Annotated in this window: 24 protein-coding genes and 1 pseudogene; 12 read left to right on the top strand and 13 right to left on the bottom strand. The window is 60.2% G+C overall.

The window, feature by feature from the left end:
- Nucleotides 1–42: 42 nt before the first annotated feature.
- From pstB to NE357_RS28630, 5 genes are all read right to left on the bottom strand, one after another.
- Nucleotides 43–876 carry a phosphate ABC transporter ATP-binding protein PstB gene (pstB, locus tag NE357_RS28610; RefSeq protein ID WP_065258233.1) on the bottom strand — a complete coding sequence of 278 codons (834 nt, stop codon included), beginning with the start codon at nucleotides 874–876 and terminating at the stop codon, nucleotides 43–45.
- Between the two features lie 82 nt (nucleotides 877–958).
- Nucleotides 959–2629 (bottom strand): phosphate ABC transporter permease PstA, encoded by a 1671-nt coding sequence (pstA, locus tag NE357_RS28615; RefSeq protein WP_169432504.1) that lies wholly within the window; start codon nucleotides 2627–2629, stop codon nucleotides 959–961.
- A gap of 15 nt (nucleotides 2630–2644) precedes the next feature.
- Complete coding sequence (locus NE357_RS28620; protein ID WP_169432725.1) at nucleotides 2645–4678, bottom strand: ABC transporter permease subunit; 2034 nt, start codon at nucleotides 4676–4678, stop codon at nucleotides 2645–2647.
- A 424-nt stretch (nucleotides 4679–5102) separates the two neighbouring features.
- The gene (locus NE357_RS28625; protein WP_011336616.1) at nucleotides 5103–6104 is read right to left on the bottom strand and encodes a phosphate ABC transporter substrate-binding protein PstS; all 1002 of its coding nucleotides are present in this window, start codon (nucleotides 6102–6104) and stop codon (nucleotides 5103–5105) included.
- Between the two features lie 154 nt (nucleotides 6105–6258).
- Nucleotides 6259–7557: an MFS transporter gene (locus NE357_RS28630; protein WP_169432505.1), complete on the bottom strand. Its 1299-nt coding sequence runs from the start codon at nucleotides 7555–7557 to the stop codon at nucleotides 6259–6261.
- Nucleotides 7558–7936: 379 nt separating this feature from the next.
- Between NE357_RS28630 and NE357_RS28635 the strand changes: the two genes are divergently transcribed.
- A complete protein-coding gene (locus NE357_RS28635) occupies nucleotides 7937–8341 on the top strand; it encodes an acyl-CoA thioesterase (RefSeq protein ID WP_003229628.1) in 405 nt (134 codons plus the stop codon).
- 57 nt (nucleotides 8342–8398) lie between these two features.
- Nucleotides 8399–9298, top strand: coding sequence for a D-hexose-6-phosphate mutarotase (locus tag NE357_RS28640; RefSeq protein WP_169432506.1), 900 nt, complete (start codon nucleotides 8399–8401; stop codon nucleotides 9296–9298).
- Nucleotides 9299–9346: 48 nt separating this feature from the next.
- On the opposite strand, the gene NE357_RS28645 is transcribed toward NE357_RS28640, so the two are convergent.
- The 4 genes from NE357_RS28645 to purE form a co-directional block, all read right to left on the bottom strand.
- Nucleotides 9347–9883: a DUF3299 domain-containing protein gene (locus NE357_RS28645; protein ID WP_169432507.1), complete on the bottom strand. Its 537-nt coding sequence runs from the start codon at nucleotides 9881–9883 to the stop codon at nucleotides 9347–9349.
- A gap of 103 nt (nucleotides 9884–9986) precedes the next feature.
- Nucleotides 9987–10232, bottom strand: coding sequence for a GlsB/YeaQ/YmgE family stress response membrane protein (locus NE357_RS28650; protein WP_003229635.1), 246 nt, complete (start codon nucleotides 10230–10232; stop codon nucleotides 9987–9989).
- Nucleotides 10233–10345: 113 nt separating this feature from the next.
- Nucleotides 10346–11428: a 5-(carboxyamino)imidazole ribonucleotide synthase gene (locus tag NE357_RS28655; protein WP_169432508.1), complete on the bottom strand. Its 1083-nt coding sequence runs from the start codon at nucleotides 11426–11428 to the stop codon at nucleotides 10346–10348.
- 10 nt (nucleotides 11429–11438) lie between these two features.
- Nucleotides 11439–11930: a 5-(carboxyamino)imidazole ribonucleotide mutase gene (gene purE / locus NE357_RS28660; protein WP_007954291.1), complete on the bottom strand. Its 492-nt coding sequence runs from the start codon at nucleotides 11928–11930 to the stop codon at nucleotides 11439–11441.
- Nucleotides 11931–12440: 510 nt separating this feature from the next.
- Here purE and NE357_RS28665 point away from each other — a divergent pair.
- Nucleotides 12441–13055 carry a hypothetical protein gene (locus NE357_RS28665; RefSeq protein WP_169432509.1) on the top strand — a complete coding sequence of 205 codons (615 nt, stop codon included), beginning with the start codon at nucleotides 12441–12443 and terminating at the stop codon, nucleotides 13053–13055.
- A gap of 97 nt (nucleotides 13056–13152) precedes the next feature.
- Here the strand turns inward: NE357_RS28665 and NE357_RS28670 are convergent, their stop codons facing one another.
- A complete protein-coding gene (locus NE357_RS28670; protein WP_169432510.1) occupies nucleotides 13153–14064 on the bottom strand; it encodes a LysR substrate-binding domain-containing protein in 912 nt (303 codons plus the stop codon).
- Between the two features lie 180 nt (nucleotides 14065–14244).
- On the opposite strand from NE357_RS28670, the gene aspA reads away from it, so the two are divergent.
- The 3 genes from aspA (at nucleotide 14245) to NE357_RS28685 (ending at nucleotide 18731) form a co-directional block, all read left to right on the top strand.
- Entirely contained in the window at nucleotides 14245–15669 is a 1425-nt protein-coding gene (gene aspA / locus NE357_RS28675; RefSeq protein WP_039765095.1) for an aspartate ammonia-lyase, read from the top strand.
- A 441-nt stretch (nucleotides 15670–16110) separates the two neighbouring features.
- Nucleotides 16111–17556, top strand: a complete 1446-nt coding sequence (locus tag NE357_RS28680) for an alanine/glycine:cation symporter family protein (RefSeq protein ID WP_169432511.1) — start codon at nucleotides 16111–16113, stop codon at nucleotides 17554–17556.
- A 170-nt stretch (nucleotides 17557–17726) separates the two neighbouring features.
- Nucleotides 17727–18731 (top strand): asparaginase, encoded by a 1005-nt coding sequence (locus NE357_RS28685; RefSeq protein ID WP_169432512.1) that lies wholly within the window; start codon nucleotides 17727–17729, stop codon nucleotides 18729–18731.
- Nucleotides 18732–18898: 167 nt separating this feature from the next.
- Here NE357_RS28685 and NE357_RS28690 read toward each other — a convergent pair whose 3' ends face one another.
- Nucleotides 18899–19300, bottom strand: a complete 402-nt coding sequence (locus NE357_RS28690) for a hypothetical protein (RefSeq protein ID WP_169432513.1) — start codon at nucleotides 19298–19300, stop codon at nucleotides 18899–18901.
- A gap of 104 nt (nucleotides 19301–19404) precedes the next feature.
- Here NE357_RS28690 and NE357_RS28695 point away from each other — a divergent pair.
- Nucleotides 19405–19592 (top strand): annotated as a pseudogene (locus NE357_RS28695) (asparaginase); the annotation flags it as partial.
- A gap of 40 nt (nucleotides 19593–19632) precedes the next feature.
- Here NE357_RS28695 and NE357_RS28700 read toward each other — a convergent pair.
- Entirely contained in the window at nucleotides 19633–20109 is a 477-nt protein-coding gene (locus tag NE357_RS28700; RefSeq protein ID WP_169432514.1) for a hypothetical protein, read from the bottom strand.
- Between the two features lie 329 nt (nucleotides 20110–20438).
- On the opposite strand from NE357_RS28700, the gene NE357_RS28705 reads away from it, so the two are divergent.
- From NE357_RS28705 to NE357_RS28715, 3 genes are all read left to right on the top strand, one after another.
- Nucleotides 20439–21437, top strand: a complete 999-nt coding sequence (locus NE357_RS28705) for an AraC family transcriptional regulator (RefSeq protein WP_169432515.1) — start codon at nucleotides 20439–20441, stop codon at nucleotides 21435–21437.
- Nucleotides 21438–21569: 132 nt separating this feature from the next.
- Nucleotides 21570–22595, top strand: coding sequence for a histone deacetylase family protein (locus tag NE357_RS28710; protein WP_169432516.1), 1026 nt, complete (start codon nucleotides 21570–21572; stop codon nucleotides 22593–22595).
- Complete coding sequence (locus tag NE357_RS28715) at nucleotides 22592–23692, top strand: polyamine ABC transporter substrate-binding protein (RefSeq protein ID WP_169432517.1); 1101 nt, start codon at nucleotides 22592–22594, stop codon at nucleotides 23690–23692. The genes NE357_RS28710 and NE357_RS28715 overlap by 4 nt, the downstream gene beginning before the upstream one ends.
- A gap of 59 nt (nucleotides 23693–23751) precedes the next feature.
- Here NE357_RS28715 and pdxR read toward each other — a convergent pair whose 3' ends face one another.
- The gene (pdxR, locus tag NE357_RS28720; protein ID WP_169432518.1) at nucleotides 23752–25305 is read right to left on the bottom strand and encodes a MocR-like pyridoxine biosynthesis transcription factor PdxR; all 1554 of its coding nucleotides are present in this window, start codon (nucleotides 25303–25305) and stop codon (nucleotides 23752–23754) included.
- Between the two features lie 92 nt (nucleotides 25306–25397).
- Between pdxR and NE357_RS28725 the strand changes: the two genes are divergently transcribed.
- Nucleotides 25398–26021: an FMN-binding negative transcriptional regulator gene (locus tag NE357_RS28725; RefSeq protein WP_169432519.1), complete on the top strand. Its 624-nt coding sequence runs from the start codon at nucleotides 25398–25400 to the stop codon at nucleotides 26019–26021.
- A gap of 10 nt (nucleotides 26022–26031) precedes the next feature.
- A complete protein-coding gene (locus NE357_RS28730) occupies nucleotides 26032–26478 on the top strand; it encodes a GNAT family N-acetyltransferase (RefSeq protein ID WP_169432520.1) in 447 nt (148 codons plus the stop codon).
- Nucleotides 26479–26490: the final 12 nt, after the last annotated feature.

Raw genomic sequence — 26490 nt, forward strand, 5'->3', positions numbered from 1 at the left:
GCGGGCCGCAGCGTCAATTCAGTGAGCGACAACCAGTGTCTGCTAGCCGTAACGACCGGTGATGTAGTCTTCGGTCTGCTTCTTGGCCGGATTGGTGAACAGGGTATCGGTGTCGCCGAATTCCACCAGTTTGCCCATGTACATGAACGCCGTGTAGTCCGACACCCGCGCCGCCTGCTGCATGTTGTGGGTCACGATGACGATGGTGAACTTGGATTTGAGCTCATAGATCAGCTCTTCGACTTTCAGGGTCGAGATCGGGTCGAGGGCCGAGCACGGTTCGTCGAGCAGCAGCACTTCCGGTTCCACGGCGATGGTCCGGGCGATCACCAGACGCTGTTGCTGACCACCCGACAGGCCGAGGGCCGAGTCATGCAGACGGTCTTTCACTTCGTCCCACAGGGCCGCGCCTTTCAATGCCCACTCGACGGCTTCGTCGAGGATGCGCTTCTTGTTGATGCCCTGGATGCGCAGGCCGTAGACCACGTTTTCGTAGATGGTCTTGGGGAACGGGTTAGGCTTCTGGAACACCATGCCGACCCGGCGACGCAGCTCGGCCACGTCTTCGCCCTTGCGGTAGATGTTGTTGCCGTACAGGTTGATCGCGCCTTCGACGCGGCAGCCGTCCACCAGGTCGTTCATGCGGTTGAAGGTCCGCAGCAGCGTGGACTTGCCGCAGCCGGACGGGCCGATGAAGGCGGTCACGCGCTGTTTCGGGATGTTCATGCTGACGTCGTACAGCGCTTGTTTCTCGCCGTAGAACAGGCTCAGGCCCGGCACTTCGATGGCCACGGTTTCCTGCTCGAGGTTCAGGCTCTGCTTGTCGCGGCCCAAGGCAGACATGTTGATGCCATGGGTATGTGTTTCGTGCTGCATGGGAGATCCCCTGTGCTAACAAATTCGGTTCGGTTGGCTGCCGGGATACAGGCTGGCAGCCCTTCAATTCTTGTGACGGCGATCAGCTGTCCAGCGCCTTGTACTTCTCGCGCAGGTGGTTACGGATGTACACCGCCGACAGGTTCAGGGTGGCGATCACCAGTACCAGCAGCAGCGCCGTGGCGTAGACCAGCGGCCGCGCAGCCTCGACGTTCGGGCTCTGGAAGCCGACGTCGTAAATGTGGAAGCCCAGGTGCATGATCTTCTGATCCAGGTGCAGGTACGGGTAGTTGCCGTCCACCGGCAGCGACGGCGCCAGTTTCACCACACCCACCAGCATCAGCGGCGCCACTTCACCGGCGGCGCGAGCCACGGCGAGGATCATGCCGGTCATCATCGCCGGGCTGGCCATCGGCAGCACAATTTTCCACAGGGTTTCAGCCTTGGTCGCGCCGAGGGCCAACGAGCCTTCACGCACGGTGCGCGGGATACGCGCCAGACCTTCTTCGGTGGCCACGATCACCACGGGTACCGCCAGCAGCGCCAGGGTCAACGAAGCCCAGAGCAGACCCGGCGTACCGAAGGTCGGTGCCGGCAGCGCTTCCGGGAAGAACAGACGGTCGAGCGAACCACCCAGCACGTAGACGAAGAAGCCCAGACCGAACACGCCGTAAACAATCGCCGGAACACCCGCCAGGTTGTTCACCGCGATCCGGATAATCCGGGTCAGGGTGTTCTGCCTGGCGTATTCACGCAGGTACACCGCCGCCAGCACGCCGAACGGGGTCACGATCATCGCCATGATCAGAGTCATCATCACGGTGCCGAAGATCGCCGGGAAGATCCCGCCTTCGGTGTTCGCTTCACGCGGGTCGTCAGACAGGAATTCCCAGACCTTGCTGAAGTAGAAACCGATCTTGGTGAAGGTACCCATGGCGTTGGGCTGGTAAGCGTGAACCACTTTGCCCAGGCCGATTTCGATTTCCTTGCCGTTGGCATCCCGAGCGGTCAAAGCGTCGCGGTTGAACTGCGCGTGCAGATCGGCCAGACGCGCCTCGATGTCCTGATAGCGAGCATTCAGCTCGGCGCGCTCGGATTCCATGTCCGCTTGCGCGGTGGCGTCGAGCTTGCCTTCCAGTTCCAGTTTGCGGCCATGCAGGCGGATGCGCTCGAGACCGGCGTTGATCGCGCCGATGTCGGTCTTTTCCAGCGACTTGAGCTGCGCGGCGAGGCCGTTCACGCGGTTGATCCGCGCTTGCAGCTCAGGCCAGGCCGCTTCGCCTTCGGCGATCACCTTGCCGTCCTGCTTGACGTTGACCAGGTAGCCGTAGAAGTTGCCCCACTCACGACGCTCCAGCGCCATCAGCTCCGGCGGATTCGTCTGATTGGTCAGCCACTCGCCGACGATCCAGGTGAAGTCGTTGCCGTTCAGGTCCCGGTTGCCGACCTTGATCAGCTCGCGGGTCATGAATTCCGGGCCCTGGTCAGGCACCGGCAGGCCGGCGCTCTTCAGGCGTGCGCGGGGCACTTCTTCCTTCTGCACCACTTCGCCGATGACCAGGTGATTGCCCTGGCCCGGCACGTCGTAGCTGGCGTGGATCAGGTCCGCCGGCCAGAAGTGACCCAGACCGCGCACGGCAATCACCGCCAGCAGGCCAATGGTCATGATGACCGCGATGGACACCGCGCCACCGCTGATCCAGACGCCCGGGGCGCCGCTCTTGAACCATCCTTTCAGGGAGTTCTGTTTCACAGACTTCTACCTTTCTTAAAGCGACGAGTATTTCTTGCGCAGACGCTGACGAATCAGTTCTGCGAGGGTGTTCATGACGAAGGTGAACAACAGCAGCACCAGCGCCGAGAGGAACAGCACGCGGTAGTGGCTGCCGCCGACTTCCGACTCCGGCATTTCCACCGCGACGTTGGCGGCCAGGGTGCGCAGGCCTTCGAACAGGTTCATTTCCATGACCGGGGTGTTGCCGGTGGCCATCAGCACGATCATGGTCTCGCCGACTGCACGGCCCATGCCGATCATCAGTGCCGAGAAAATGCCCGGGCTGGCGGTCAGGATCACCACGCGAGTCATGGTCTGCCATGGCGTGGCACCGAGGGCCAGCGAGCCCAGGGTCAGGCCGCGTGGCACGCTGAACACGGCGTCTTCAGCGATCGAGTAGATGTTCGGGATCACCGCAAAGCCCATGGCCAGACCGACCACCAGAGCGTTGCGCTGGTCGTAGGTGATGCCCAGGTCGTGGGAGATCCACATGCGCATGTCACCGCCGAAGAACCAGTTCTCCATGAACGGGCTCATGTACAGCGACAGCCAGCCCACGAACAGGATCACCGGGATCAGCAGCGCACTTTCCCAGCCGTCCGGGACTTTCAGGCGGATCGACTCAGGCAGGCGACTGAAAGTGAAACCGGCGATCAGGATGCCGATCGGCAGCAGCATCAGCAGGCTGAAAATGCCTGGCAGATGCCCTTCCACATAAGGTGCGAGGAACAGACCGGCGAAGAAACCGAGGATCACCGTCGGCATCGCTTCCATCAGCTCGATCACCGGTTTGACCTTGCGGCGCATGCCCGGGGCCATGAAGTACGCGGTGTAGATCGCAGCGGCAACGGCCAGCGGTGCAGCCAGCAGCATCGCGTAGAACGCGGCTTTCAGGGTGCCGAAGGTCAGTGGCGACAGGCTCAGTTTCGGTTCGAAATCGGTGTTGGCCGCAGTCGATTGCCAGACGTATTTAGGCTCGTCATAGTTTTCGTACCAGACCTTGCTCCACAGCGCGCTCCATGAAACTTCCGGGTGCGGGTTGTCGAGCAGCAGCGGTTGCAGCTTGCCGCCGGCCTCGACGATCACACGATTGGCCCGTGGCGACAGACCGAACAGACCCTGGCCCTCGACCACCTGATCGACCAGCAAGGTGCGGTGCGCGGTGCTGTGGAACACGCCGAGCTTGCCGGAAGCATCCAGGGCAACGAAGCCTTTGCGGCGCTCTTCGGCGGTGATTTCAACGATCGGCGTCTTGCCCATCCGGAAGGTGCGGATCTGCTTCAGGCGCAGCTCGCCATCGGTGTCACGGGCCATGAACCACTGGGCCAGGCCCCCGGTGGAGTCGCCAACAATCAGCGAGATACCGCCTACCAGTTGAGTGGCGGCAGTGACTTGCGCATCGGCGTTTTCCAGCAGTTTGTAACGACCGTTGAGGCTCTTGTCGCGCAGGCTGAACACGTCGGCCTGAGCGCGACCGTTGACCACGTACAGCCATTGCTGACGCGGGTCGACGAAGATGTTTTTCACCGGCTCAGTCATCTGCGGCAGATCGATACGCTTCTGCTCGTTGGTGACTTCGCCGGTCATCATGTTTTCTTCGCTGGTCAGCGACAGCACGTTGAGTTGCGAACCGGTGGAACCGACCAGCATCAGGGTCGAGTCGGTGGCATTGAGGCTGACGTGCTCCAGCGCACCGCCGCTCTCGTTCAGCGCAATCGGCGCTTCGCCGTACGGGAACTCGATCGCCGGGGTGATGGTTTTCTTGCCGTCCGGGTAGCTGACTTTATAAGTGTGACGGAACACCAGCGCCTGACCGTTGGACAGGCCCACGGCCACCAGCGGATGGCCCGGCTGGTCTTCGCCGATGGAGGTCACACTGGCGCCTGCCGGCAAAGGCAGATCGACGCGCTTCAATTCAGCGCCACTGTCGATATCGAAGAACAGCGCCTGGCCCTTGTCGGAAACGCGCATGGCCACCTGATTCTGCTCTTCGAGCGAAATCATCAGCGGCTTGCCGGCGTCCTGCATCCAGGCCGGGGTGATGGCGTCTTTCGCGGTCAGTTCCGCACCCTTGAACAGGGGCGCGACGACGTAGGCGAGGAAAAAGAAGATCAGGGTGATGGCTGCCAGCACCGCCAGACCGCCGACGAGGACGTACCAGCGGGTGAAGCGATCCTTGAGCGCGCGAATGCGGCGCTTGCGTTGCAACTCAGGCGTATTGAAATCAATGCGCTTGGGAGGGTTCGTAGTCATTTTGGAATTGGCCAGATCATTCATGCGCACACCCTAGCGATCCTGTATGACAGAAAGATGACAATGCAGTGACGCACCAAATCCGCCGCCAGCAGGGCACTGGCAGTGGATAGAAGAATTCGGGGAGTGTGGGAGCCGGGCCGCTTGCGGGCCGGGCCCCACACGGGAGTCAGGCGGGGTTCACCCCTGACTCAGTTTGTTACTTTTTTGCGACTTCAGCGCCGCCTTCCTGCAGACCCAGGTCAGCCAGTGCTTTTGCAGCAACCTTGGCTGGCAGCGGGATGTAGCCGTCTTTCACGACCACTTCCTGGCCCTGTTTCGACAGAACCAGTTTCACGAACTCGGCTTCCAGCGGGGCCAGAGGCTTGTTCGGGGCTTTGTTGACGTACACGTACAGGAAACGCGACAGCGGGTATTTGCCGTTCAGGGCGTTTTCTTCGGTGTCTTCGATGAAGTCAGTGCTGCCTTTCTTCGACAGAGCAACGGTTTTCACGCTGGCGGTCTTGTAGCCGATGCCCGAGTAACCGATGCCGTTCAGCGAGGAGCTGATCGACTGCACGACCGAAGCCGAGCCTGGCTGTTCGTTGACGTTAGGCTTGTAGTCGCCTTTGCACAGGGCTTCTTCCTTGAAGTAGCCGTAGGTACCGGATACCGAGTTGCGACCGAACAGCTGAACCGGCTTGTTGGCCAGGTCGCCGGTCACGCCCAGGTCGCCCCAGGTTTTCACGTCGGCCTTGGCGCCGCACAGACGGGTGGACGAGAAAATCGCGTCAACCTGTTCCATGGTCAGGTGCTGGATCGGGTTGTCCTTGTGCACGAACACAGCCAGGGCGTCCACGGCAACCGGGATAGCGGTTGGCTTGTAGCCGTATTTCTGTTCGAAGGCCGCCAGCTCGGTGTCCTTCATCTTGCGGCTCATCGGGCCCAGGTTGGAGGTGCCTTCAGTCAGCGCAGGTGGCGCGGTGGCGGAGCCAGCGGCCTGAATCTGGATGTTTACGTTTGGGTATTCTTTTTTGTAGTTCTCAGCCCAGAGGGTCATGAGGTTGGCCAGGGTATCGGAACCGACGCTGGACAGGTTGCCCGACACACCAGTGGTCTTGGTGTAGCTCGGGATAGCAGGGTCAACAGCGGCAACCGCGTTGGCAGTCGCAACGCCAGCAGCGACAAAAGTCATTGCCGCCATCAAACGCTTCAGTTTCATGCCTTACTCCTAGCAAATAGGGTGTGTTAAGTCGGGGCCAAGTATCAGCAGGCCGTGTGAACACTCTATGGCTGAAATATGACAATTGGATGAAAGGCCAGCATCCCTGTCGGAAGGCTGGCCTTTCAGTTGTAACGGCAAGTGTGAAGGTGGCTTAGCGACCTTTGCTCCACAGCCACGCGCCGACCAGGATCCCCATCCCGCACAGCACCGCCACATAGTAGGCAGGCCCCATCGCGCTTTCTTTCAGCAGCAGGCTGACCACCATCGGGGTCAGGCCGCCGAAGATGGCGTAGGCGACGTTATAAGAGAAGGACAGACCGCTGAAGCGCACCACCGGCGGGAACGCTTTCACCATCACATAAGGCACCGCGCCAATGGTGCCGACCAGGAAACCGGTCAGCGCATACAGCGGGAACAGCCAGTTCGGATGGTCGGCGAGGCTGTGATAGAAGGTCCAGGAGCTGGCCAGCAAACCCAGGCAACCGAATACGAATACGCGACCGGCGCCGAAGCGGTCCGCCAGCGCGCCGGAAATGATGCAGCCCACGCTCAAAAATACGATGGCCAGGCTGTTGGATTGCAACGCCACCGTCGGCGAGAAGTGATAGACCGTCTGCAGCACGGTCGGGGTCATCAGGATCACCACGACGATGCCGGCCGACAGCAGCCAGGTCAGCAGCATCGAGACTGCGATGGCCCCGCGATGGTCACGCAGCACCGCGCGCAGCGGCACTTCCTCGGCCAGAGCCTTGCGCAGTTGCAGTTCGGCAAATACCGGGGTTTCGTGCAGCCAGCGGCGCAGGTAGACCGAGAACAGGCCGAACACGCCACCGAGCAGGAACGGAATCCGCCAGGCGTAATCCGAAACTTCCGTTGGCGTATAAATGCTGTTGATCGCAGTGGCGACCAGCGAGCCGAGCAGAATGCCCGCCGTCAGGCCGCTGGTCAGGGTGCCGCAGGCATAGCCGACATGCTTTCCGGGCACGTGTTCGGAAACGAAGACCCACGCCCCCGGCACTTCGCCGCCAATCGCCGCGCCCTGGATGACGCGCATCAACAGCAGCAGGATCGGCGCCCACAGGCCGATCTGCGCGTAAGTCGGCAGCAGGCCCATGATCAGGGTCGGCACGGCCATCATGAAAATGCTCAGGGTGAACATCTTCTTGCGCCCCAGCAGGTCGCCGAAGTGCGCCATGACGATACCGCCCAGCGGCCGCGCGAGGTAGCCGGCGGCAAAGATGCCGAAGGTCTGCATCAGGCGCAGCCACTCGGGCATGTCGGCGGGGAAGAACAATTTGCCGACCACGGTGGCAAAGAACACGAAAATGATGAAATCGTAGAACTCCAGCGCGCCCCCCAGGGCCGATAGCGACAGAGTCTTGTAGTCATTGCGGGTCAAGGGTCGTGCGGGTTGGTCTGGCTGCGCGAGACTCGAGGGCGCTGTGGTCATGGCAAGGTCTTCTCTTATAGTCGGATCTGCCGCCACAACAACGCTGGCTGTGGCTCGGGCAGGTTCGGCACCATAGCAAATTGTTCGAAAAAGCACATAGAGGCGCGTATTTGACGGTCGAAATGAGAACCGGATGGTCGTCGCGGAGTCTACCGACCGATATACTCGCAATCCTGCTCCGGCTTGTAGGGGGTTGCTGTGCGAAAACGTCGTTGGTCGCCCTGGCGCGTGGATCCAGCCGGTTTCGCAGAGTTTCCCCTTTAGTTGCCTTATGGAAAACGTGACGAACGTAGTATGTTCGGTGCTGAATCGTTTTTCCTGAAGACGGCTACCACCAGCAATACCCAACGAAGAGTCACGGGTCAGAGGCACCCCCGGCATGATAGAGCTCGAACAAGAAGATCCGATCCCGCAAGGCGACCTGGCCTTGCAAATCACCGCGCTTCCCCGCGAAACCAACGGCTTCGGCGATATTTTCGGCGGCTGGCTGGTGGCGCAGATGGACCTGGCCGGCACCGCAATGGCCAGCCGCGTCGCCGGTGGTCGTGTTGCAACGGTCGCCATCGATCGCATGGCGTTCCTGGTGCCGGTGGCTGTCGGCGCGCAATTGTCCTTTTATACCCAGACCCTGGAGATCGGCCGCAGCTCGATCCAGATGATGGTCGAGGTGTGGAGCGACGACCCGCTGTCCAGCGAGTGGCGTAAAGTGACCGAGGCGGTGTTCGTGTTCGTGGCCATCGATGGCAGCGGTCGCACCCGTTCGGTTCCGCCACGCGCACGTTAAACCTCGCGACCGTTTCACGGTCGATAGTCGTCCAAGTTGCTGATCGAGAGTTGTCCGATGAACACGCCCAACGTTGAAGCCGTGAAACTGGATGAACTGAACTGCTGGCGCATCCGCCACGGTCAGGCCGAAGTGCTGGTGGCCCAGCAAGGCGCGCACATCCTCAGTTATCAGATCGATGGCCAGCCGCCGATCATCTGGCTCAACGACAAGGCCGTGTTCAAGACCGGCAAGAGCATCCGCGCCGGTGTGCCGGTGTGCTGGCCGTGGTTCGGCAAGTTCGAACGCAACCCGCAGAGCGTGCAGGCGATGCGTGTCAGCGAAGAGCCGGCCGCCGCCCACGGGTTTGTCCGGGCAATGGATTGGGAATTAGGCGGCATCGAAGCCGAGGACCAGGGCGTCAAGGTTGAATTCAAGCTGCCGTATCCCGAAGGCGGGTTTGCGGGTTGGCCGCATCAGGTTGACCTGACTCTGACCCTGCATCTGAATGATCAGTTGAACATCAGCCTGACCAGCCACAACCGCGGTGTCAACACCGTCAGTATCAGCCAGGCGCTGCACAGCTATTTCGCGGTCAGCGATGTGCGCAACGTGCGCGTCGAAGGCGTGGACGGTCTGGACTACATCGAGACGCTGGATGACTGGAAGACGCACGCCCAGCAAGGCGACCTGCGCTTTGCCGGGGAAACCGACCGCATCTATCTCGACGTCCCGCCGCAACTGAGCATCGTCGACCCGGCCTGGGAGCGGCGCATCGTGCTGACCGCGACCGGCTCACGCACCGCCGTGATCTGGAACCCATGGATCGACCGCGCCGCCGCGTTCAGCGACATGGACAACGACGGCTGGCAGCGCATGCTGTGCATCGAGACGGCGAATGTGATGGACGACGTTGTGACACTGGCACCGAGTGCCAGTCATACGATGGGTGTCAGCGTCGGCAGTCAGCCGCTCTGAAAACAAAAATCGCAGCCCTGGGGCTGCGATTTTTTTTGCGGGTCTGAATTACAGATCCGACTCCTGCACTACCCGCACCTTGTCCGCATCCAGTGCGTAGGCCGCATCGGCCAGGTCATTGCTGACCTTTTCGATCTTCAGTGTGCCGGTCACCCACAGCGGTGTGTAGATGTCGTCCAGCTTCAAGCCTTTTGGATAACGCACCAGCACCAGTTGGTTCGGCGGTGGCGGCGGCACGTGGATGCACGCGCCGGGGTATGGCACGAGGAAAAACAGCGTACTGCGGCCCTTTGCGTCGGATTCCAGCGGTACCGGATAACCACCGATGCGGATGTGTTTGTCGTTCATCGACGCCACGGTCTTGGTCGAATACATCACCGCCGGCAAACCCTTGGCCTGCTTCATCCCGCCTTTCTGGGTGAAGGTGCCGGTGGCTTCCGGGGAGTTGTGGTCGATTTCAGGCATGGCCTCGAGGGCTTTCTGGTCCGACTTGGGCATCAGTTCCAGCCAGTCGGTTTCCGGCAGTTCGCCGGCGTGGGCCAGACCGCTGCCCAGCAAAAGGAGAGTCAACAGAAGACGGCGCATGAAGGTGCTCGGTAAAGGATGCTCGAATAAGGAGGGCAAAGTGAATCGTCGAGCATTCTAGCCCTCCCTACCGGATTGGCAGAGAGGACTTTGTCGCTTTGGATCAGTTCTTTTTGATCAGACCGTAGATCACCAGCAGCACGATCGCGCCAACCAGCGCGCCAATGAAGCCTGCGCCCTGACCTGCCTGATAGATGCCCAGGGCCTGACCGCCGTAAGTGGCTGCCAGCGAACCGCCGATACCGAGCAGGATGGTCATGATCCAGCCCATGCTGTCATCGCCCGGTTTCAGGAACCGCGCCAGCAGGCCGACGATGAGGCCGATAAAGATGGTTCCGATAATTCCCATGGCATTTCCCTCTGAATGGTAGATATGCGATGAAGCCTAGTCAGACTTTCGCATCCTGCCATCAGAGAACGGCGGCCCCGCAATGGTTCCGCCGCTGCCAGATGAAACTCTCGTTACTCGGCGATCAGCGCTTCGACCTTGAGGATCTGCTGCTCGAGGGTCGCCTTGTCCTTGCAGCGCAGATTGGCGTGTCCGACCTTGCGCCCGGCCTTGAAGGCCTTGCCGTAGTGATGCAGATGGCAATCGTCGATGGCGATGACCTTTTCGACCGGCGGAACCACACCGATGAAGTTGAGCATCGCGCTCTCACCGACCTTGGCGGTCGAACCCAGCGGCAGACCGGCGACGGCCCGCAGGTGGTTTTCGAACTGGCTGCACTCGGCGCCTTCGGTGGTCCAGTGCCCGGAGTTATGCACACGCGGGGCGATTTCGTTGGCCTTGAGGCCACCGTCGACTTCAAAGAACTCGAATGCCATCACGCCAACGTAATCCAGCTGCTTGAGGACGCGGCCGGAATAGTCTTCGGCCAGGGCCTGCAACGGATGATCGGAGCTGGCGACCGACAGCTTGAGAATGCCGCTGTCGTGGGTGTTGTGCACCAGTGGATAGAACCTGGTCTCACCATCGCGGGCACGCACGGCGATCAACGATACTTCGCCGGTGAACGGCACGAAGCCTTCCAGCAGGCAAGGCACGCTGCCCAGTTCGGCGAAGGTACCGACAACGTCTTCCGGCTTGCGCAGGACTTTCTGGCCCTTGCCGTCGTAACCCAGGGTGCGGGTTTTCAGCACGGCCGGCAGACCGATCGAAGCGACCGCGGCGTCCAGATCGGCTTGCGACTGGATGTCGGCGAACGCCGGGGTTGGAATCCCCAGGTCCTTGAACATGCTTTTCTCGAACCAGCGGTCGCGAGCGATGCGCAGGGCTTCGGCGCTCGGGTAGACCGGCACGAACTGCGACAGGAAGGCCACGGTCTCGGCCGGGACGCTTTCGAACTCGAAGGTCACCAGATCGACTTCATCGGCCAGCTGGCGCAGATGATCCTGATCGCCGTAATCGGCCCGCAGGTGTTCGCCCAGCGCGGCGGCGCAAGCGTCCGGCGCAGGGTCGAGGAAAGCGAAGTTCATGCCCAGCGGGGTGCCCGCCAGGGCCAACATGCGACCCAACTGGCCGCCACCGATTACACCGATCTTCATCTCAACAACCTCAGGCAATACGTGGGTCTGGATTGTCCAGGACGCTGTCCGTCTGCTCGGCACGGAAGGTCTTCAGTACCGCGTGGAATTGTGGATGCTTGGCGCCCAGGATGCTCGCTGACAGCAGGGCTGCGTTGATCGCACCGGCCTTGCCGATGGCCAGGGTGGCCACCGGGATGCCGGCCGGCATCTGCACGATCGACAGCAGCGAATCGACGCCCGAGAGCATCGCCGACTGGACCGGAACGCCCAGCACCGGCAGGTGGGTCTTGGCCGCACACATGCCTGGCAAGTGGGCTGCGCCACCGGCACCGGCGATGATCACCTCGATGCCGCGGCCTTCAGCCTCTTCGGCGTACTGGAACAGCAGATCCGGGGTGCGGTGGGCAGAGACCACCTTGACCTCGTAAGGGATGCCGAGCTTTTCCAGCATATCGGCGGTGTGGCTAAGGGTGGACCAATCGGACTTGGAGCCCATGATCACGCCAACCAGTGCACTCATCGTCGCGCCTCTTCTCTCTGGAGCGCCCGCAGGCGCGTCATAAAACAACAAGCCACGCAGGTTGCGTGGCTTGATTGTACGAAAAATGGCCGGACGTACCGGCCGAAGGCCGCGCAGTATACCGCAAAGAAAGCAATAAACAGCCCCCGTCGCGACCATCTGTCATCTGAACCTAACCACACATTTTGCTGACTCTAGGTTCAAGAATATTGCTTCGTTTTTTCCCACGGGAAACATGATCAACAGGTCGAATGGAGAGCGTACTCAAATTTCCGCATGAGTTCATGTAATAAAAATCAAAACATTCCCAAGAGCCACAACAAAATTTAAATGATATACAACCCAGCATGAAATAAAAAAACAGAGACCCCACCCAAAAACAAAAACTTATATTGCACAGCAACAAATCCATATTAATAGCACTTCCAAAATCGCAACGGCAGGACAGTCGGCACCATCACGCCTGCCCGTCACTACCAAGTAAATTGCAATCATCCAAAGGAACGGAACATGGCCAAACAGCCTTTAACACTGAACGTCTTCATCCATGAGGACTTATCGGACGACAGCAGACGAGACTTGTACAACACCCATTTTTCCTGGTTTACCGACGAAATCCAGGAACTGTCCGGCCGCAAGCTATCAGTCAATATGTTCACCCCGTCAGAAGCAGAGACCTTGAGTGGTTTTGATTATAAAAAAATATCCGCCGCCAGTTCTTTGGACGCTTGGGCAGAAAAATTAAAAAGCCATTTCGGCTCCGTGCTCCTGCAAGACTCGCACACAAGATTCAACAAATATCTATTGCTGACTCGCGACAATATAAACCCGAGCACAATGGGAATTGCACAAAACAAGGGTTACGCGGGCATATCCTCGATAAGAAGCGACATGGTTCCTGCTCACGAAGCGGGCCACATGTTCGGCGCGACTCATGAAGACAGCGAAATCCTGTACAACGGCTGGTGGAGCGAAACAATCATGAGTGATGATACTTTCTCACCACTTCGAAGCAATGCCAACCGCTTCAGTGATAAAAACAGAGAGAACATTCGCAATTACCTGGACAAACCGATTGCACAGCGGGCCGTGCCGCGCCCCCAAGACGATTGGGACGACGATTGAACTGATGCAAACCTGCCGCATCCCACGAGCTCTCGTATTTTAATAAAGCTCACCCGGCTTGGCAGAGGCGAAAAACAACATTCGCCTCTGCTTTCATTCAGTTATTGCCACTCGCTGCACCGCCTTCCAGCTTGCGCCACAACAACCGCACGTTGGCCTTGCGCACCAGTGCGCAGCGGTACAGGCGGATCTCCAGCGGCACATGCCATTGCGGGCCGCCGCAGACAACCAGTTCGCCGCGGGCCAGTTCGGCACGCACGCTCAGTTGCGGCACCCAGGCAATGCCCAGGCCTTCCAGGGCCATGCTTTTAAGGCTGTCGGCCATGGCGGTTTCGTAGATCGTGGTGAAGCGCAACTGACGCTGGCGCAGCAAGCCGTTCACCGAACGTCCGAGAAACGCCCCGGCGCTGTACGCCAGCAGCGGCACGCTGGCCTCGCCTTCAAGGTCGAACAGTGGCTTGCCATTGGCATCCGCTGCGCACACCGGGAGCATTTCGGTCTGCCCCAGATGCAGTGACGGGAAAATTTCCGGGTCCATCTGCATCGCGGCGTCCGGGTCGTAGAATGCCAGCATCAGATCACAGCCACCTTCACGCAACGCGTGCACCGCGTCGCCAACGTTAGTCGCGACCAGCCGCGTGGCGATGTTCAGGCCTTCGTTACGCAGTTGCGCGATCCAGCGCGGGAAGAAACCGAGCGCCAGCGAGTGCGCCGCCGCCACCTGGATCACTTCACCCTGCCCGCCTTCCAGGTGATGCAAATGGCGCAACACTTCACCGAGCTGTTCGACCACGGTGCGCGCCGTCACCAGAAACAGTTGCCCCGCCGCCGTCAGCTCGACCGGTGTGCGCGAGCGGTTGACCAGCGTCAGCCCGAGCGCCGCTTCCAGGCTGCGGATCCGCCGACTGAAAGCCGGCTGGGTCACGAAGCGCCGTTCGGCCGCCTGCGAGAAGCTGCGGGTGGCGGCCAGGGCACTGAAGTCCTCGAGCCATTTGCTTTCCAGATTCATCACGTCCTCCCGGACACGCACCAAAACAGGTCACACGTCTGCCACGCACACGGCGTCACACGGGCATTATGCCGAATGTGCATAGGGCAGTGTTTAACAGCATTGGCCCAAAAATTCCCACAAGCCTAGCATTCGCAGCGTTCCGGCACAGACCGGGTCCATATCGAGATGATTTCTATCATGTCCTCCGCTGCATCATTCCGCACAGAAAACGACCTGCTTGGCACCCTCGAAGTCCCTGCTCAAGCGTATTACGGCATCCAGACCCTGCGAGCGGTGAACAACTTCCGTCTCTCGGGCGTTCCGATTTCGCACTACCCGAAGCTGGTTGTCGGTCTGGCGATGGTCAAACAGGCCGCCGCTGACGCCAACCGCGAGCTGGGTCACCTGAGCGAAGCCAAGCACGCTGCCATCAGCGAAGCCTGTGCCCGTCTGATCCGCGGTGATTTCCACGAAGAGTTCGTGGTCGACATGATTCAAGGTGGCGCCGGTACCTCCACCAACATGAACGCCAACGAAGTGATCGCCAACATCGCGCTGGAAGCGATGGGTCACCAGAAAGGCGAATACCAGTACCTGCACCCGAACGACGACGTGAACATGGCGCAGTCGACCAACGACGCCTACCCGACCGCGATCCGTCTGGGTCTGCTGCTGGGCCACGACGCGCTCCTGGCCAGCCTCGACAGCCTGATTCAGGCATTCGCGGCCAAGGGTGAAGAATTCAACCACGTCCTGAAGATGGGTCGTACCCAGCTGCAAGACGCCGTGCCGATGACCTTGGGTCAAGAGTTCCGCGCTTTCGCCACCACCATGGGCGAAGACCTGGCCCGTCTGAAGACGCTGGCCCCGGAACTGCTGACTGAAGTGAACCTGGGCGGCACCGCGATCGGTACCGGCATCAACGCCGACCCGCGCTATCAGGCCCTGGCCGTACAGCGTCTGGCACTGATCAGCGGTCAACCGCTGGTTCCAGCCGCCGACCTGATCGAAGCCACCTCCGACATGGGCGCCTTCGTGCTGTTCTCCGGCATGCTCAAGCGCACCGCGGTCAAGCTGTCGAAGATCTGCAATGACCTGCGCCTGCTGTCCAGCGGCCCGCGTACCGGCATCAATGAGATCAACCTGCCAGCGCGTCAGCCAGGCAGCTCGATCATGCCTGGCAAGGTCAACCCGGTTATCCCGGAAGCCGTGAACCAGGTGGCCTTCCAGGTCATCGGTAACGATCTGGCGCTGACCATGGCAGCCGAAGGCGGCCAGCTGCAACTGAACGTGATGGAGCCGCTGATCGCCTTCAAGATCCTCGACTCGATCCGCCTGCTGCAACGCGCCATGGACATGCTGCGCGAGCACTGCATCGTCGGCATCACTGCCAACGAAGCGCGCTGCCGCGAACTGGTCGAACACTCGATCGGTCTGGTCACCGCACTGAACCCGTACATCGGCTACAAAAACGCCACCCGCATCGCCCGTATCGCCCTTGAAAGCGGCCGCGGCGTGCTGGAACTGGTGCGCGAAGAAGGTCTGCTCGACGAAGCCATGCTCGCCGACATCCTGCGCCCGGAAAACATGATTGCTCCGCGTCTGGTTCCGCTCAAAGCCTGAGCCGACGCGTGACGTGTAGCACCGCTCACCAGGTCGAGGGACTAGACACCTCTCACCTTTTGAGGGCTTGGGGAGCATTCCCCGAGCCCTTTTTTTTAACTGTTTGAACCTGAGAACCGTATGTATGGAAGCTGACCGCAAATCAGCTTTCACACAAACCCGACGCCGGTAACGTCGGGTGTTTCAAAGCTTCGTTTCGTCGCTTGCACCACAACCGTGCAGACGGGCGCCGCACTGATCGGTATAGTGCCGCCCCTCTTCGCGTGAGCGGTCGTCGGTAACGAGGCCATAACCCATGCGAAACCCGAACTAATAACAAACCCGCGATATGGATCCGGGACGAACCCTCGCCTCGCCCGTTGTGCCGCACGCACACCGGTGTAACGCGATGTTTCTGACCATCCAGCATTTGCTTAAACAATAAACAGCGAGGAAAAATCCATGCTCGAAGTCATCAACGACTTCCTCTCAGGGAAAGTACTGATCGTGCTCATTGTCGGGCTCGGTAGCTACTTCACGATTCGCTCGCGTTTCGTTCAATTGCGCCACTTCTTCCACATGTTCGCGGTGTTCCGCGACAGCCTCAAAGGCAGCGCCGGGCAACTCAGCTCGTTCCAGGCCCTGATGCTCAGCCTCGCCGGCCGCGTCGGTGCTGGCAACATCGCCGGTGTCGGCATCGCCGTGACCCTCGGTGGTCCGGGTGCGGTGTTCTGGATGTGGGTGACCGCTCTGGTCGGCATGTCCAGCAGCTTCTTCGAATGTACGCTGGCTCAGGTCTACAAGCGCGCCGATGGCGATGGCCTGTACCGTGGCGGTCCGGCTTACTACATCCAGCACGGCCTGAAACTCAAAGGTATGGCGGTGGTGTTCTCGATCCTGCTGCTGGTCACCTACGGCTTCGCCTTCATCGGCCTGCAGTCCTACACCGTGACCCACTCGCTGCAGAACGCCTTTGCCTTTGATCCGCAACACACCGGTATCGTCCTGGCTGTGCTGCTGGCCATCACCTTCATCGGCGGCATCAAGCGCATCGCTTCGGTGTCCGACCTGCTGGTACCGATCAAGACCCTGGCCTACATCGGCGTGACCCTGTACGTGATCGGCACCCAGATCGAACACGTGCCCGCCATGCTGGAAACCATCTTCAAGAGCGCCTTCGGTCTCGACCCGGCCTTCGGCGGCCTGCTCGGCAGCGCCATCGTCATGGGCGTGAAGCGTGGCGTGTTCGCCAACGAAGCGGGCCTGGGCAGTGCGCCGAACGTCGCCGCCGTGGCGGCCGTGAAGCACCCGGGCGCTCAGGGCGTGGTTCAGGCGTTCAGCGTGTTCCTCGACACCTTCGTGATCTGCACCTGCACCGCACTGCTGATCCTGCTGTCGGGCTTCTACACCCCGGGCTTCGAAGGTGACGGCATCGTCCTGACCCAGAACTCGCTGGCCGCCGTGGTCGGTGACTGGGGCCGCATGTTCGTCAGCGTCGCGCTGTCGCTGTTCGTCTTCACTTGCATCCTCTACAACTACTACCTGGGCGAAAACAGCCTGCAATTCCTCACCCGCAACCGCGCTGCGCTGATGACGTTCCGCGGTCTGGTGCTGGCACTGGTGGTCTGGGGTTCGATGCAGGATCTGTCGACCGTGTTCGCCTTCGCCGACATCACCATGACCTGCCTGGCCTTCGTCAACCTGATGGCCCTGGCCCTGCTGTTCAAGGTCGGCATGCGTGTGATGCGCGACTACGACGCGCAGCGCCGTGCCGGCGTCGACCAGCCGGTGTTCGACTCCAGCAAGTTCAGCGACCTGGATCTGGACCTGAAGGCCTGGCCTGCCAATCCGTCGGCCGACACCCAGGCCAACGCTCAGCCGCAAGGCATCCCTGCAGCGCAACGCTGACGGGAGAATGACGGGCGCATCCCCTGCGCCCGTCAGTTAAAGTGCAATGCATTACCTGTGGGAGCGGGCTTGCTCGCGAAGACGGTGAATCAGTCGAAACATCTTTAGCTGACACACCGCATTCGCGAGCAAGCCCGCTCCCACCTGTCATCTCTTGTGGAGACCTTCAGATGATTGCCAATTCCTACCCTGCCGCCCAGCACGTGATGGTGCTGTACACCGGTGGCACCATCGGCATGCAGGCCAGCGCCAATGGCCTGGCTCCGGCGTCCGGTTTCGAAGCGCGGATGCGCGATTACCTGCACAGCCAGCCTGAGCTGGTGGTACCGCAGTGGCGCTTTCGCGAGATGTCGCCGCTGATCGACAGCGCCAACATGACCCCGGCCTACTGGCAGCAACTGCGTGAAGCGGTGGTCGACGCCGTCGATGTGCAAGGCTGCGACAGCGTGCTGATCCTGCACGGCACCGACACCCTGGCCTACAGCGCCGCCGCCATGAGCTTCCAGTTGCTCGGCCTGCATGCCCGCGTGTGCTTCACCGGCTCGATGCTGCCGGCCGGCGTCACCGACAGCGACGCGTGGGAAAACCTCAGCGGCGCATTGGTCGCCCTCGGCCACGGCCTGGCGCCGGGCGTGCATCTGTATTTCCACGGCGAACTGCTGGCCCCGACCCGCTGCGCGAAAGTGCGCAGCTTCGGCCGCCATCCGTTCAAACGTCTGGAACGTCAGGGCGGTGGCGTGAAAGCTACCTCGCTGCCAGCCGCGCTGAACTACAACCAACCCAAGCAACTGGCCAAGGTGGCGGTGTTACCGCTGTTCCCGGGCATTGGCGCCGAGATCATCGACGGCCTGCTCGACAGCGGCATTCAGGGTCTGGTGCTGGAGTGCTATGGCAGCGGTACCGGGCCAAGCGACAACCCGCAATTTCTCGCCAGCCTCGGTCGGGCGCGGGACAACGGTGTCGTGGTGGTTGCGGTCACGCAGTGCCATGAAGGCGGTGTGGAGCTGGATGTGTACGAGGCTGGCAGCCGCTTGCGTGGTGTTGGCGTGTTGTCCGGTGGCGGCATGACTCGCGAAGCAGCGTTCGGCAAGTTAAATGGTTTGCTGGGTGCAGGCCTTGATACAGCTGAAGTACGGCGTCTGGTCGAACTCGACCTGTGCGGCGAGCTGATTTAAACCTTCAATTAATTCCCCCCGTCGTACCGCGACGGGAGGAATAAAATACATCGGGAACAGATCCAGTAGATTTGCACCCATATCGACACACCATTTTGATCGTTAGTGCACAACATTCCTTATGAGAAAAACCTCTCCCACCCACAACTTAGCAGCTCAATAAAACTCTATCTACGCCCTACATGGGCAACGCCGTAGCTGAGCCGAACCGACTGCTGCGTTGCAGTAGCATCAAAGTAAATACTGTAATTCGAACTTGTTTCATCTTCACGTATGATCAAACTGCCTTTGTCCGCTGTCCAACCGGCACCATTGCATCGATAGTAAAGAAAAAATTTAGAGGCATCGACAACCTGCCCTAGATACTTTCGGCTGACACCGATCATGATAACGTGCGCTTTCTTGGCGTCTTCAAACTCGACAAATATGTTTTCTCCGTCAGCGCCTGCTCGCGCCGGCATGACCACATTACCACCATCAACCAGAACAGAAAGGCTTCCAGCTACAATACCGGCCTTTAGACTTTTGAAATCATCAAGTGTAATTTTTGATTCCTTTGAATTACCCATTATGCAATCCCTCATAAGAGTGAGCTGATATACAGAGCCTATGAAAACAACATATCCAAAGCGTGGAATATGTCAGATATAAATAGACACAAGACACCAGATACCTGCTGGCGCCAACCCATTGCGCGAAATTGCGCAGTTTTCGCCGTCATCCGTTCAAACGCCTGGAGCATCAGGGCGGCGTCGTGAAAGCCACTTTCCTGCCGGCCGCGTTTAACTACAACCATCAAAGCAATTGGCCAAGGTTGCTGTGCTGCCGCGGTTCCCGGGAATCCGCGCCGAGATCAATGATGCTCAGCAATACCCCTCTTTACTGCATGAAGGGGTATCGACTATTTCACAGGTTTAACCACAAGGAGTTTCGCCTTTAATTTTGCTGTTTCCAGATTCGGGGGATCACCGCGCCAAAGAGTCGCATCAACGTCGCACTGAAGCCTTCCTGTGCTGGCGTCAAAGGACACACCAGAAAGCTTTGCTGTGTCCGCATCCCAACGACCGGGATCATTACCAAAGAGAAAATTAAAAAAATCGCCATAACCCATACGAAAATCATACATAACCGAGGATAAAGCTGATTGATCGATTTCCAGATTAATACCGGAATCCTTGCTCCTGAACAGAAGCAGTAACCTCTTTCCGTTTTTATCTGCATGTTCCACCCATGAGTCGGCCGAACATTCAAAATGCTGGCCATCCAGCGTCCCTACTATGCTCCCCTCATCTACAGGATTCTTTCCGCCACCGTACTTATCCAATATGCTTTCAATATAAATACGATGATCTTCGACTTCTTTATTTTTCGAATTCATTTTTTCGTCCTCCTTATTAATAACCCCATACACATTCCGACCACAAACTGAGCGTAGACCCAGACAAATACAAATCAAATAAAAAACTCAAATAAATAGACATCAATAACTAAACGACAAACGGCGCCCATATAATTAAAAACCTGTTACTTCTGACAGTCGCCAAAACAACTATTTCGCATTAAGTTAAACAGGCGGGAGCCACGCCCCTATATGTGACAAAACAAAAGTGGCCATTTCTGTAAACATTAATTACCGTAAACAATCGATATGCAACTTGTGGTATGTAATTTGCTTTCCAGGAAATGTATTTCGCTCGGGACGCCTCTATGCTCCACTCCCACCTCACCACCCTCAACGCTGTCTCCCTGGTGCTCAACACCTTCCGGGATCAAGGCCTGTCCAGCGAAGCGCTGTTGGCTGGCAGCGGCATCAGCGCGGCGGATCTGAACCGGGCCGACACCCGCATCACCACCAATCAGGAGATGCAGGTCTGCGCCAACGCGGTCGCGCTCAAGCACGATATCGGTCTGGAACTGGGCCGGCGCATGCACGTTTCCTGCTACGGCATCCTCGGTTACGCGCTGCTGACCTGTGCCACCTTCGGTGACGCTTTGCGCCTGGCGATCCGTTATCCGGCGCTGCTGGGAACACTTTTCGAGCTGAGCCTGGAGGACGACGGCGAGCGTGCCTGGTTCGTCGCCGCCGATTACCGCGAGAGTCCGGCGATGGCCGTATTCAACGCCGAGTTCTGTCTGGTGTCGCTGAAAGTCATCTGCGACGACCTGCTCGGCCATCCACTGCCATTGCTGGCCGCGCGCTTCGAACACGCTGCGCCGGATTACCGCGACAGCTACGCCGAACACTTCAAGGCGCCCCTGCATTTCGGTGCCAAGGACAACGCCTTCGCCTTCGACCGGCGCTGGCTCGATCAGCCGCTGCCGCTGGCCGACATCATCACCCACCAGGCGATGGCCGAACGCTGCCGCAAGCAGAACACCGAGTTCACCGGCCGCCAGGCGTGGCTGGGGCGGATCCGCCAGTTGCTCAGCGCGCAACTCAATGCTGCACCGGGACTGGAAGGTCTGGCGCAGCAGATGAACTGCTCGCCGCGCACCTTGCGCCGGCATCTGAAAGACATGGGTTGCAGCTATCAGGAGCTGCTCGACGAACTGCGTTTCGAGCGGGCCAAGCAAATGCTTTGTGAGGACCAGTTGCCGATCTATCGCATCGCCGAAACCCTGGGTTTCAGCGAGACCGCCAGCTTCCGCCATGCGTTCGTGCGCTGGAGCGGCGTGGCGCCGAGTCAGTTCCGCCCACACGGTTAAACCGTCGAGGGGCGATATCAGGTCAGTATTTTTGGCCACATCGATCCCCTTTTGGCCTCTCTGGCCGTTCTCCGATTCGCCCCGCGCCGCAACACTGGAGCCAACCGAATCAGCCCCTGCGGAGAACAACAAATGCTGACGATCTACTCTGACGATCACCACCTGCACCATGGCCGCTGCGAATTGATCGACGGGCAACTCAAGCCTTGCTTCGAGATGCCGTCGCGCGCCGACCACGTGCTGCAACGTGTGAAACATCAAAAACTCGGCCCGGTCGAAGCACCGAAAGATTTCGGCCTTGGACCGATCGAGCGCATCCACAGCCGCGATTACCTCGACTTCTTCAAAGGCGCCTGGGCGCGCTGGACCGAATTCAACACCGACGGCGACCTGCTGCCCTACACCTGGCCGGCGCGCACTCTGCGTCAGGTCAAACCGACCAGCCTGCACGGCCAGCTCGGCTATTACAGCTTCGACGGCGGCGCACCGATTACCGCCGGCACCTGGCAAGCGGCCTACAGCGCAGCGCAAGTGGCGCTGACCGCTCAAGCGGAAATCCAGCGCGGCGCCCGTGGAGCCTTCGCCCTGTGCCGTCCGCCGGGACACCATGCTGCCGGCGACTTGATGGGCGGTTATTGCTACCTCAACAACGCCGCCATTGCAGCGCAGGCATTCCTCGATCAGGGCCACAAGAAGGTTGCGATCCTCGACGTCGACTATCACCACGGCAACGGTACCCAGTCGATTTTCTACGAGCGCAGCGATGTGCTGTTCACCTCGATCCACGGCCACCCGGAAGCGGAATTCCCGTTCTTCCTCGGCTACGAAGACGAACGCGGCGAAGGGGCCGGCGAAGGCTTCAACTTCAACTATCCGCTGCCGGCCGGTTCCGGCTGGGATGTCTGGAGCGCGGCGCTGGATCAGGCCTGTGCTGAGATCGACAGCTACGGCGCCGACATCATCGTCGTGTCGCTGGGTGTCGACACCTTCAAGGACGACCCGATCTCGCAGTTCAAGCTCGACAGCCCGGACTACCTGGCCATGGGCAAGCGCATCGCGGCCCTCGGCAAACCGACCCTGTTCGTCATGGAAGGTGGCTACGCGGTGGAAGAAATCGGCATCAATGCGGTGAACGTGCTTGAAGGTTTCGAACAATGAACAGACTCAAGCACTTGATCGCTCCCGCGCTGTGCGCGGCGCTACTGAGCGGCGCGGCCCACGCCGAAGAACGCACCCTGCGCGTCTACAACTGGTTCGACTACATCACCCCCAAGGCCCTGGAAGACTTCAAGACGCAGAACGCCCAGACCAAACTGGTCTACGACATCTTCGACACCAATGAAGCGCTGGAAGCCAAGCTGCTGACCGGCAACTCCGGCTATGACGTGGTGGTGCCATCCAACGTATTCCTGGCCAAGCAGATCGAAGCCGGCGTGTTCCAGCCGCTGGATCGCAGTCAGTTGCCGAACTGGAATCACCTCGACCCGAAACTGATGAAGCTGATCGAGGCCAACGACCCGGGCAACCAGTTCGCCGTGCCGTACATGTACGGCACCATCCTGATCGGCTTCAACCCGGCCAAGGTCAAAGCGGCGCTGGGTGACAACGCGCCGGTGGATAGCTGGGATCTGATCTTCAAGGAAGAGAACATCAGCAAGCTCAAGCAGTGCGGTGTCGCCCTGCTCGACTCGCCGTCGGAGATCCTGCCGCTGGCCCTGCAACACCTCGGCCTGGATCCCAACAGCAAGAACCCGGCGGACTACGCCAAGGCTGAAGCGCTGCTGATGAAGATTCGCCCGTACGTGACCTACTTCCATTCGTCCAAATACATGGCCGACATCGCCAACGGCGACATCTGCGTCGCGGTCGGCTATTCGGGCAGCTTCTCGCAAGCCGCCAACCGCGCCAAGGAAGCGAAGAATGGCGTGGTGGTCGACATGCGCCTGCCGAAGGAAGGGGCGCCGATCTGGTTCGACATGCTCGCTATCCCGAAAGGCGCGAAAAACCCGCAGGACGCCTACACCTTCATCAACTACCTGCTGCAACCGCAGGTGATCGCCCCTGTCAGCGATTTTGTCGGTTATCCGAACCCGAACAAGGACGCCACCGTACTTGTCGACCCGGCGATTCGCAACAATCCGAATCTGTACCCGACCGATGCGGCGATGAATACGCTCTACACCTTGCAACCGCTGCCGCGCGATGCGGAACGGGCGCGCACGCGGGCGTGGACGAAGATCAAATCCGGCACCTGAAACCTTCCCATCCAGCTCAGACCCGCCCCGGCGGGTCTTTGGATACCGACGTTCCGTCTTCACTCACCCCAGGCTTGCCGCAAACGGGCCAGGGCCGACTCGATCGCCGGCTCCGGCACCGCCGCAAAACCCAGCACCAGACCGGCGCGCTGATCGAGCGGCAGCGTCGAGTCCGGCAGCCAGTATTTGCTCAAGCCATGGACTTCCACCTCTACGCTGGCGGCCTGCTCGATCAATTGCTGTTCGCGGGCCACGCTGTCGACCGTCACCGTGAGATGCAATCCGGCCGACACCGCGGGCAATGCCCCCACACCCGCCAGGCCATGTGGCCAACCATTGATCAGCGTGTTGCGCCGGCTCAGGGCTGCCCGACGCATCCGTCGGATGTGCCGCTGGAAGTGCCCTGCCGCCATGAACTCGGCCATCACCGCCTGAGTGCTCACTTCGGAGTGCCGGACATCCACTGCACGCCGCTGCGCAAACGCCTCCACCAGCCCCGGCGGCAACACCAGATAACCCAGGCGCAGCGCCGGGAACGCGACTTTGCCGAAGGTGCCGACGTATAGCACGCGGCCCTGACGGTCGAGTGCAGCCAGCGGGGCCAGTGGCGCGCCGGTGTAGCGATACTCGCCGTCGTAGTCGTCCTCGACAATCCAGCCGCCGGTACGCTCGGCCCAGGCCAGCAGTTCCAGGCGCCGCGCCAGGCTCATCACCACCCCCGTCGGGTACTGATGAGAGGGCGTGACATAAGCCACTCGGCAATCTTCGGCGGCCGCCAGTGCCGCGCAGTCGATACCCTCTTCGTCCACGGCAATGCCTTGCAATCGGCCACCGGCCAGCGCGAAGGCGTGACCCGCTGCGCGGTAGCCCGGATTTTCAATGCCGACCCCGGCGCCCGGCTCCACCAGCAACTGTGCACAAAGGCTGATTCCCTGCTGCGCGCCACTGGTGATCACAATTTGCTCAGCGGAACACTGCATGCCGCGCGAACTGCGCAAATAAGCGGCGATCAGACCGCGCAAGCGTGCATCGCCCGCCGGGTCGCCGTAACACAGTTGCTGCAAGTCGGGTTTGCGCCAGAACGCCGCGTTCAGCTTGGCCCAGACGTCGAACGGAAACAGATCGAACGCTGGAACCCCCACCCGGAAAGCCCGTGGCGGACCGCTTGGCGGCGTTGGCAAATGATTCTGTTCAAGCCGCTGCATGGCTCCGCTGTGGATAACTTTTCTGGATAAATCCCCAGTGGTTTTGGCCACAATTGTGGATAAAGCTGTGGGTAAGCCTGTTGAAAACCCTGTGGATACTTTTGTGGATAGTTTTTTCGTCGGTGCCGTCGATTGCGGCAATTGCGCTACATACGTCCCGTCACCGACCCGTCCTTCGATAAAACCCTCGGCATACAGCTGATCGTAGGCGCGCACCACGCTGTTGCGGGAAATCCCCAGCGCTGCCGCCAGATCCCGACTGGCCGGCAAGCGCGTGCCGCTGGCCAGAAGCCCGTCGAGCACACGCAGGCGCAAGGCCTGATAGAGCTGACGGCTCAGGCCTTTGCGGCGGTCGAGCTCAATACCGGCGGGGTTGAACGGCAGCGACAGCGTGGTCGGATCGGGCATGACAATGGACCTGTGAAATTGGTCATCAATGGCTCTTACAACAGACCAATAGCCTGCCTACGATGCAGGCATTCGCCAAGGAAAATTTCTCCATGTACACGCCCCGCGCCTTTGCCATCGACGACTTGTCCCAACTGCACGAACTGATGCTCGCCACCCGCCTCGCGATCCTGGTGACCCATGGCGAACAAGGCTTGCAGGCCAGCCACGTACCGGTGCTGCTGCATCGTGAACAAGGCCCGAACGGTACGCTGTACGGGCATCTGGCCAAGGCCAATGCGCAGTGGAAAGACCTGCGCGATGGCGCCGAGGCCATGCTGATTTTCCCCGGTGCCGATGCCTACGTCAGCCCGGGCTTTTATCCGAGCAAGGCCGAGCACGGCAAAGTCGTGCCGACCTGGAACTACGTCGCCGTGCACGCCTACGGTCACGCCGAAACCTTCAGCGATGGCGGTCGGCTGCTGGACATCGTCAGCACCCTCACCGATCGCCATGAAGCGGGCCGCGACCAGCCTTGGTCCGTCGACGATGCGCCGGCCGATTACATCGACGGCATGCTCAAGGCGATCGTCGGATTCGCCATTCCGATCGACCGCCTCGAAGGCAAGCGCAAGCTCAGCCAGAACCGCAGCACCGAAGACATCGCCGGCGTGCGCGAAGGCCTGGCCGCCAGCCCCGACATCAATGATCAAACCCTCGCTCACTTGATGCGTTAAGGAAATCACCATGAGTCAGATCGACATCCGTCCGGTCAGCGCCGGCGATCACGCGGCGTGGCTGCCGCTGTGGCAGGCCTACCTGCGCTTCTACAACACCGAATTGCCGGGCGCCGTCAGCCAAAGCACCTGGCAGCGTTTTCTCGACCCGAACGAACCAACCCACGCCGCCCTCGCCTGGGCCGACGGCAAAGCGGTGGGCATGGTGCATTTCATCTACCATCGTTCGAACTGGAGCATCGAAAACTCCTGCTACCTGCAAGACCTGCTGGTGGAGCCGCAAATCCGTGGCACTGGCGTCGGTCGCCTGCTGATCGAACACGTCTACGCCACGGCCAAGGCCGACGGTTGCTGCAAGGTGCACTGGCTGACCCACGAAACCAATGCCACGGCGATCCAGCTCTACGAGCGCATCGCCGAACGCCCGGGTTTCATCCAGTTTCGCAAAGCCATTTAAGGAGCCACGCGC

It is taken from the genome of Pseudomonas sp. G7(2022), assembly GCF_052660475.1.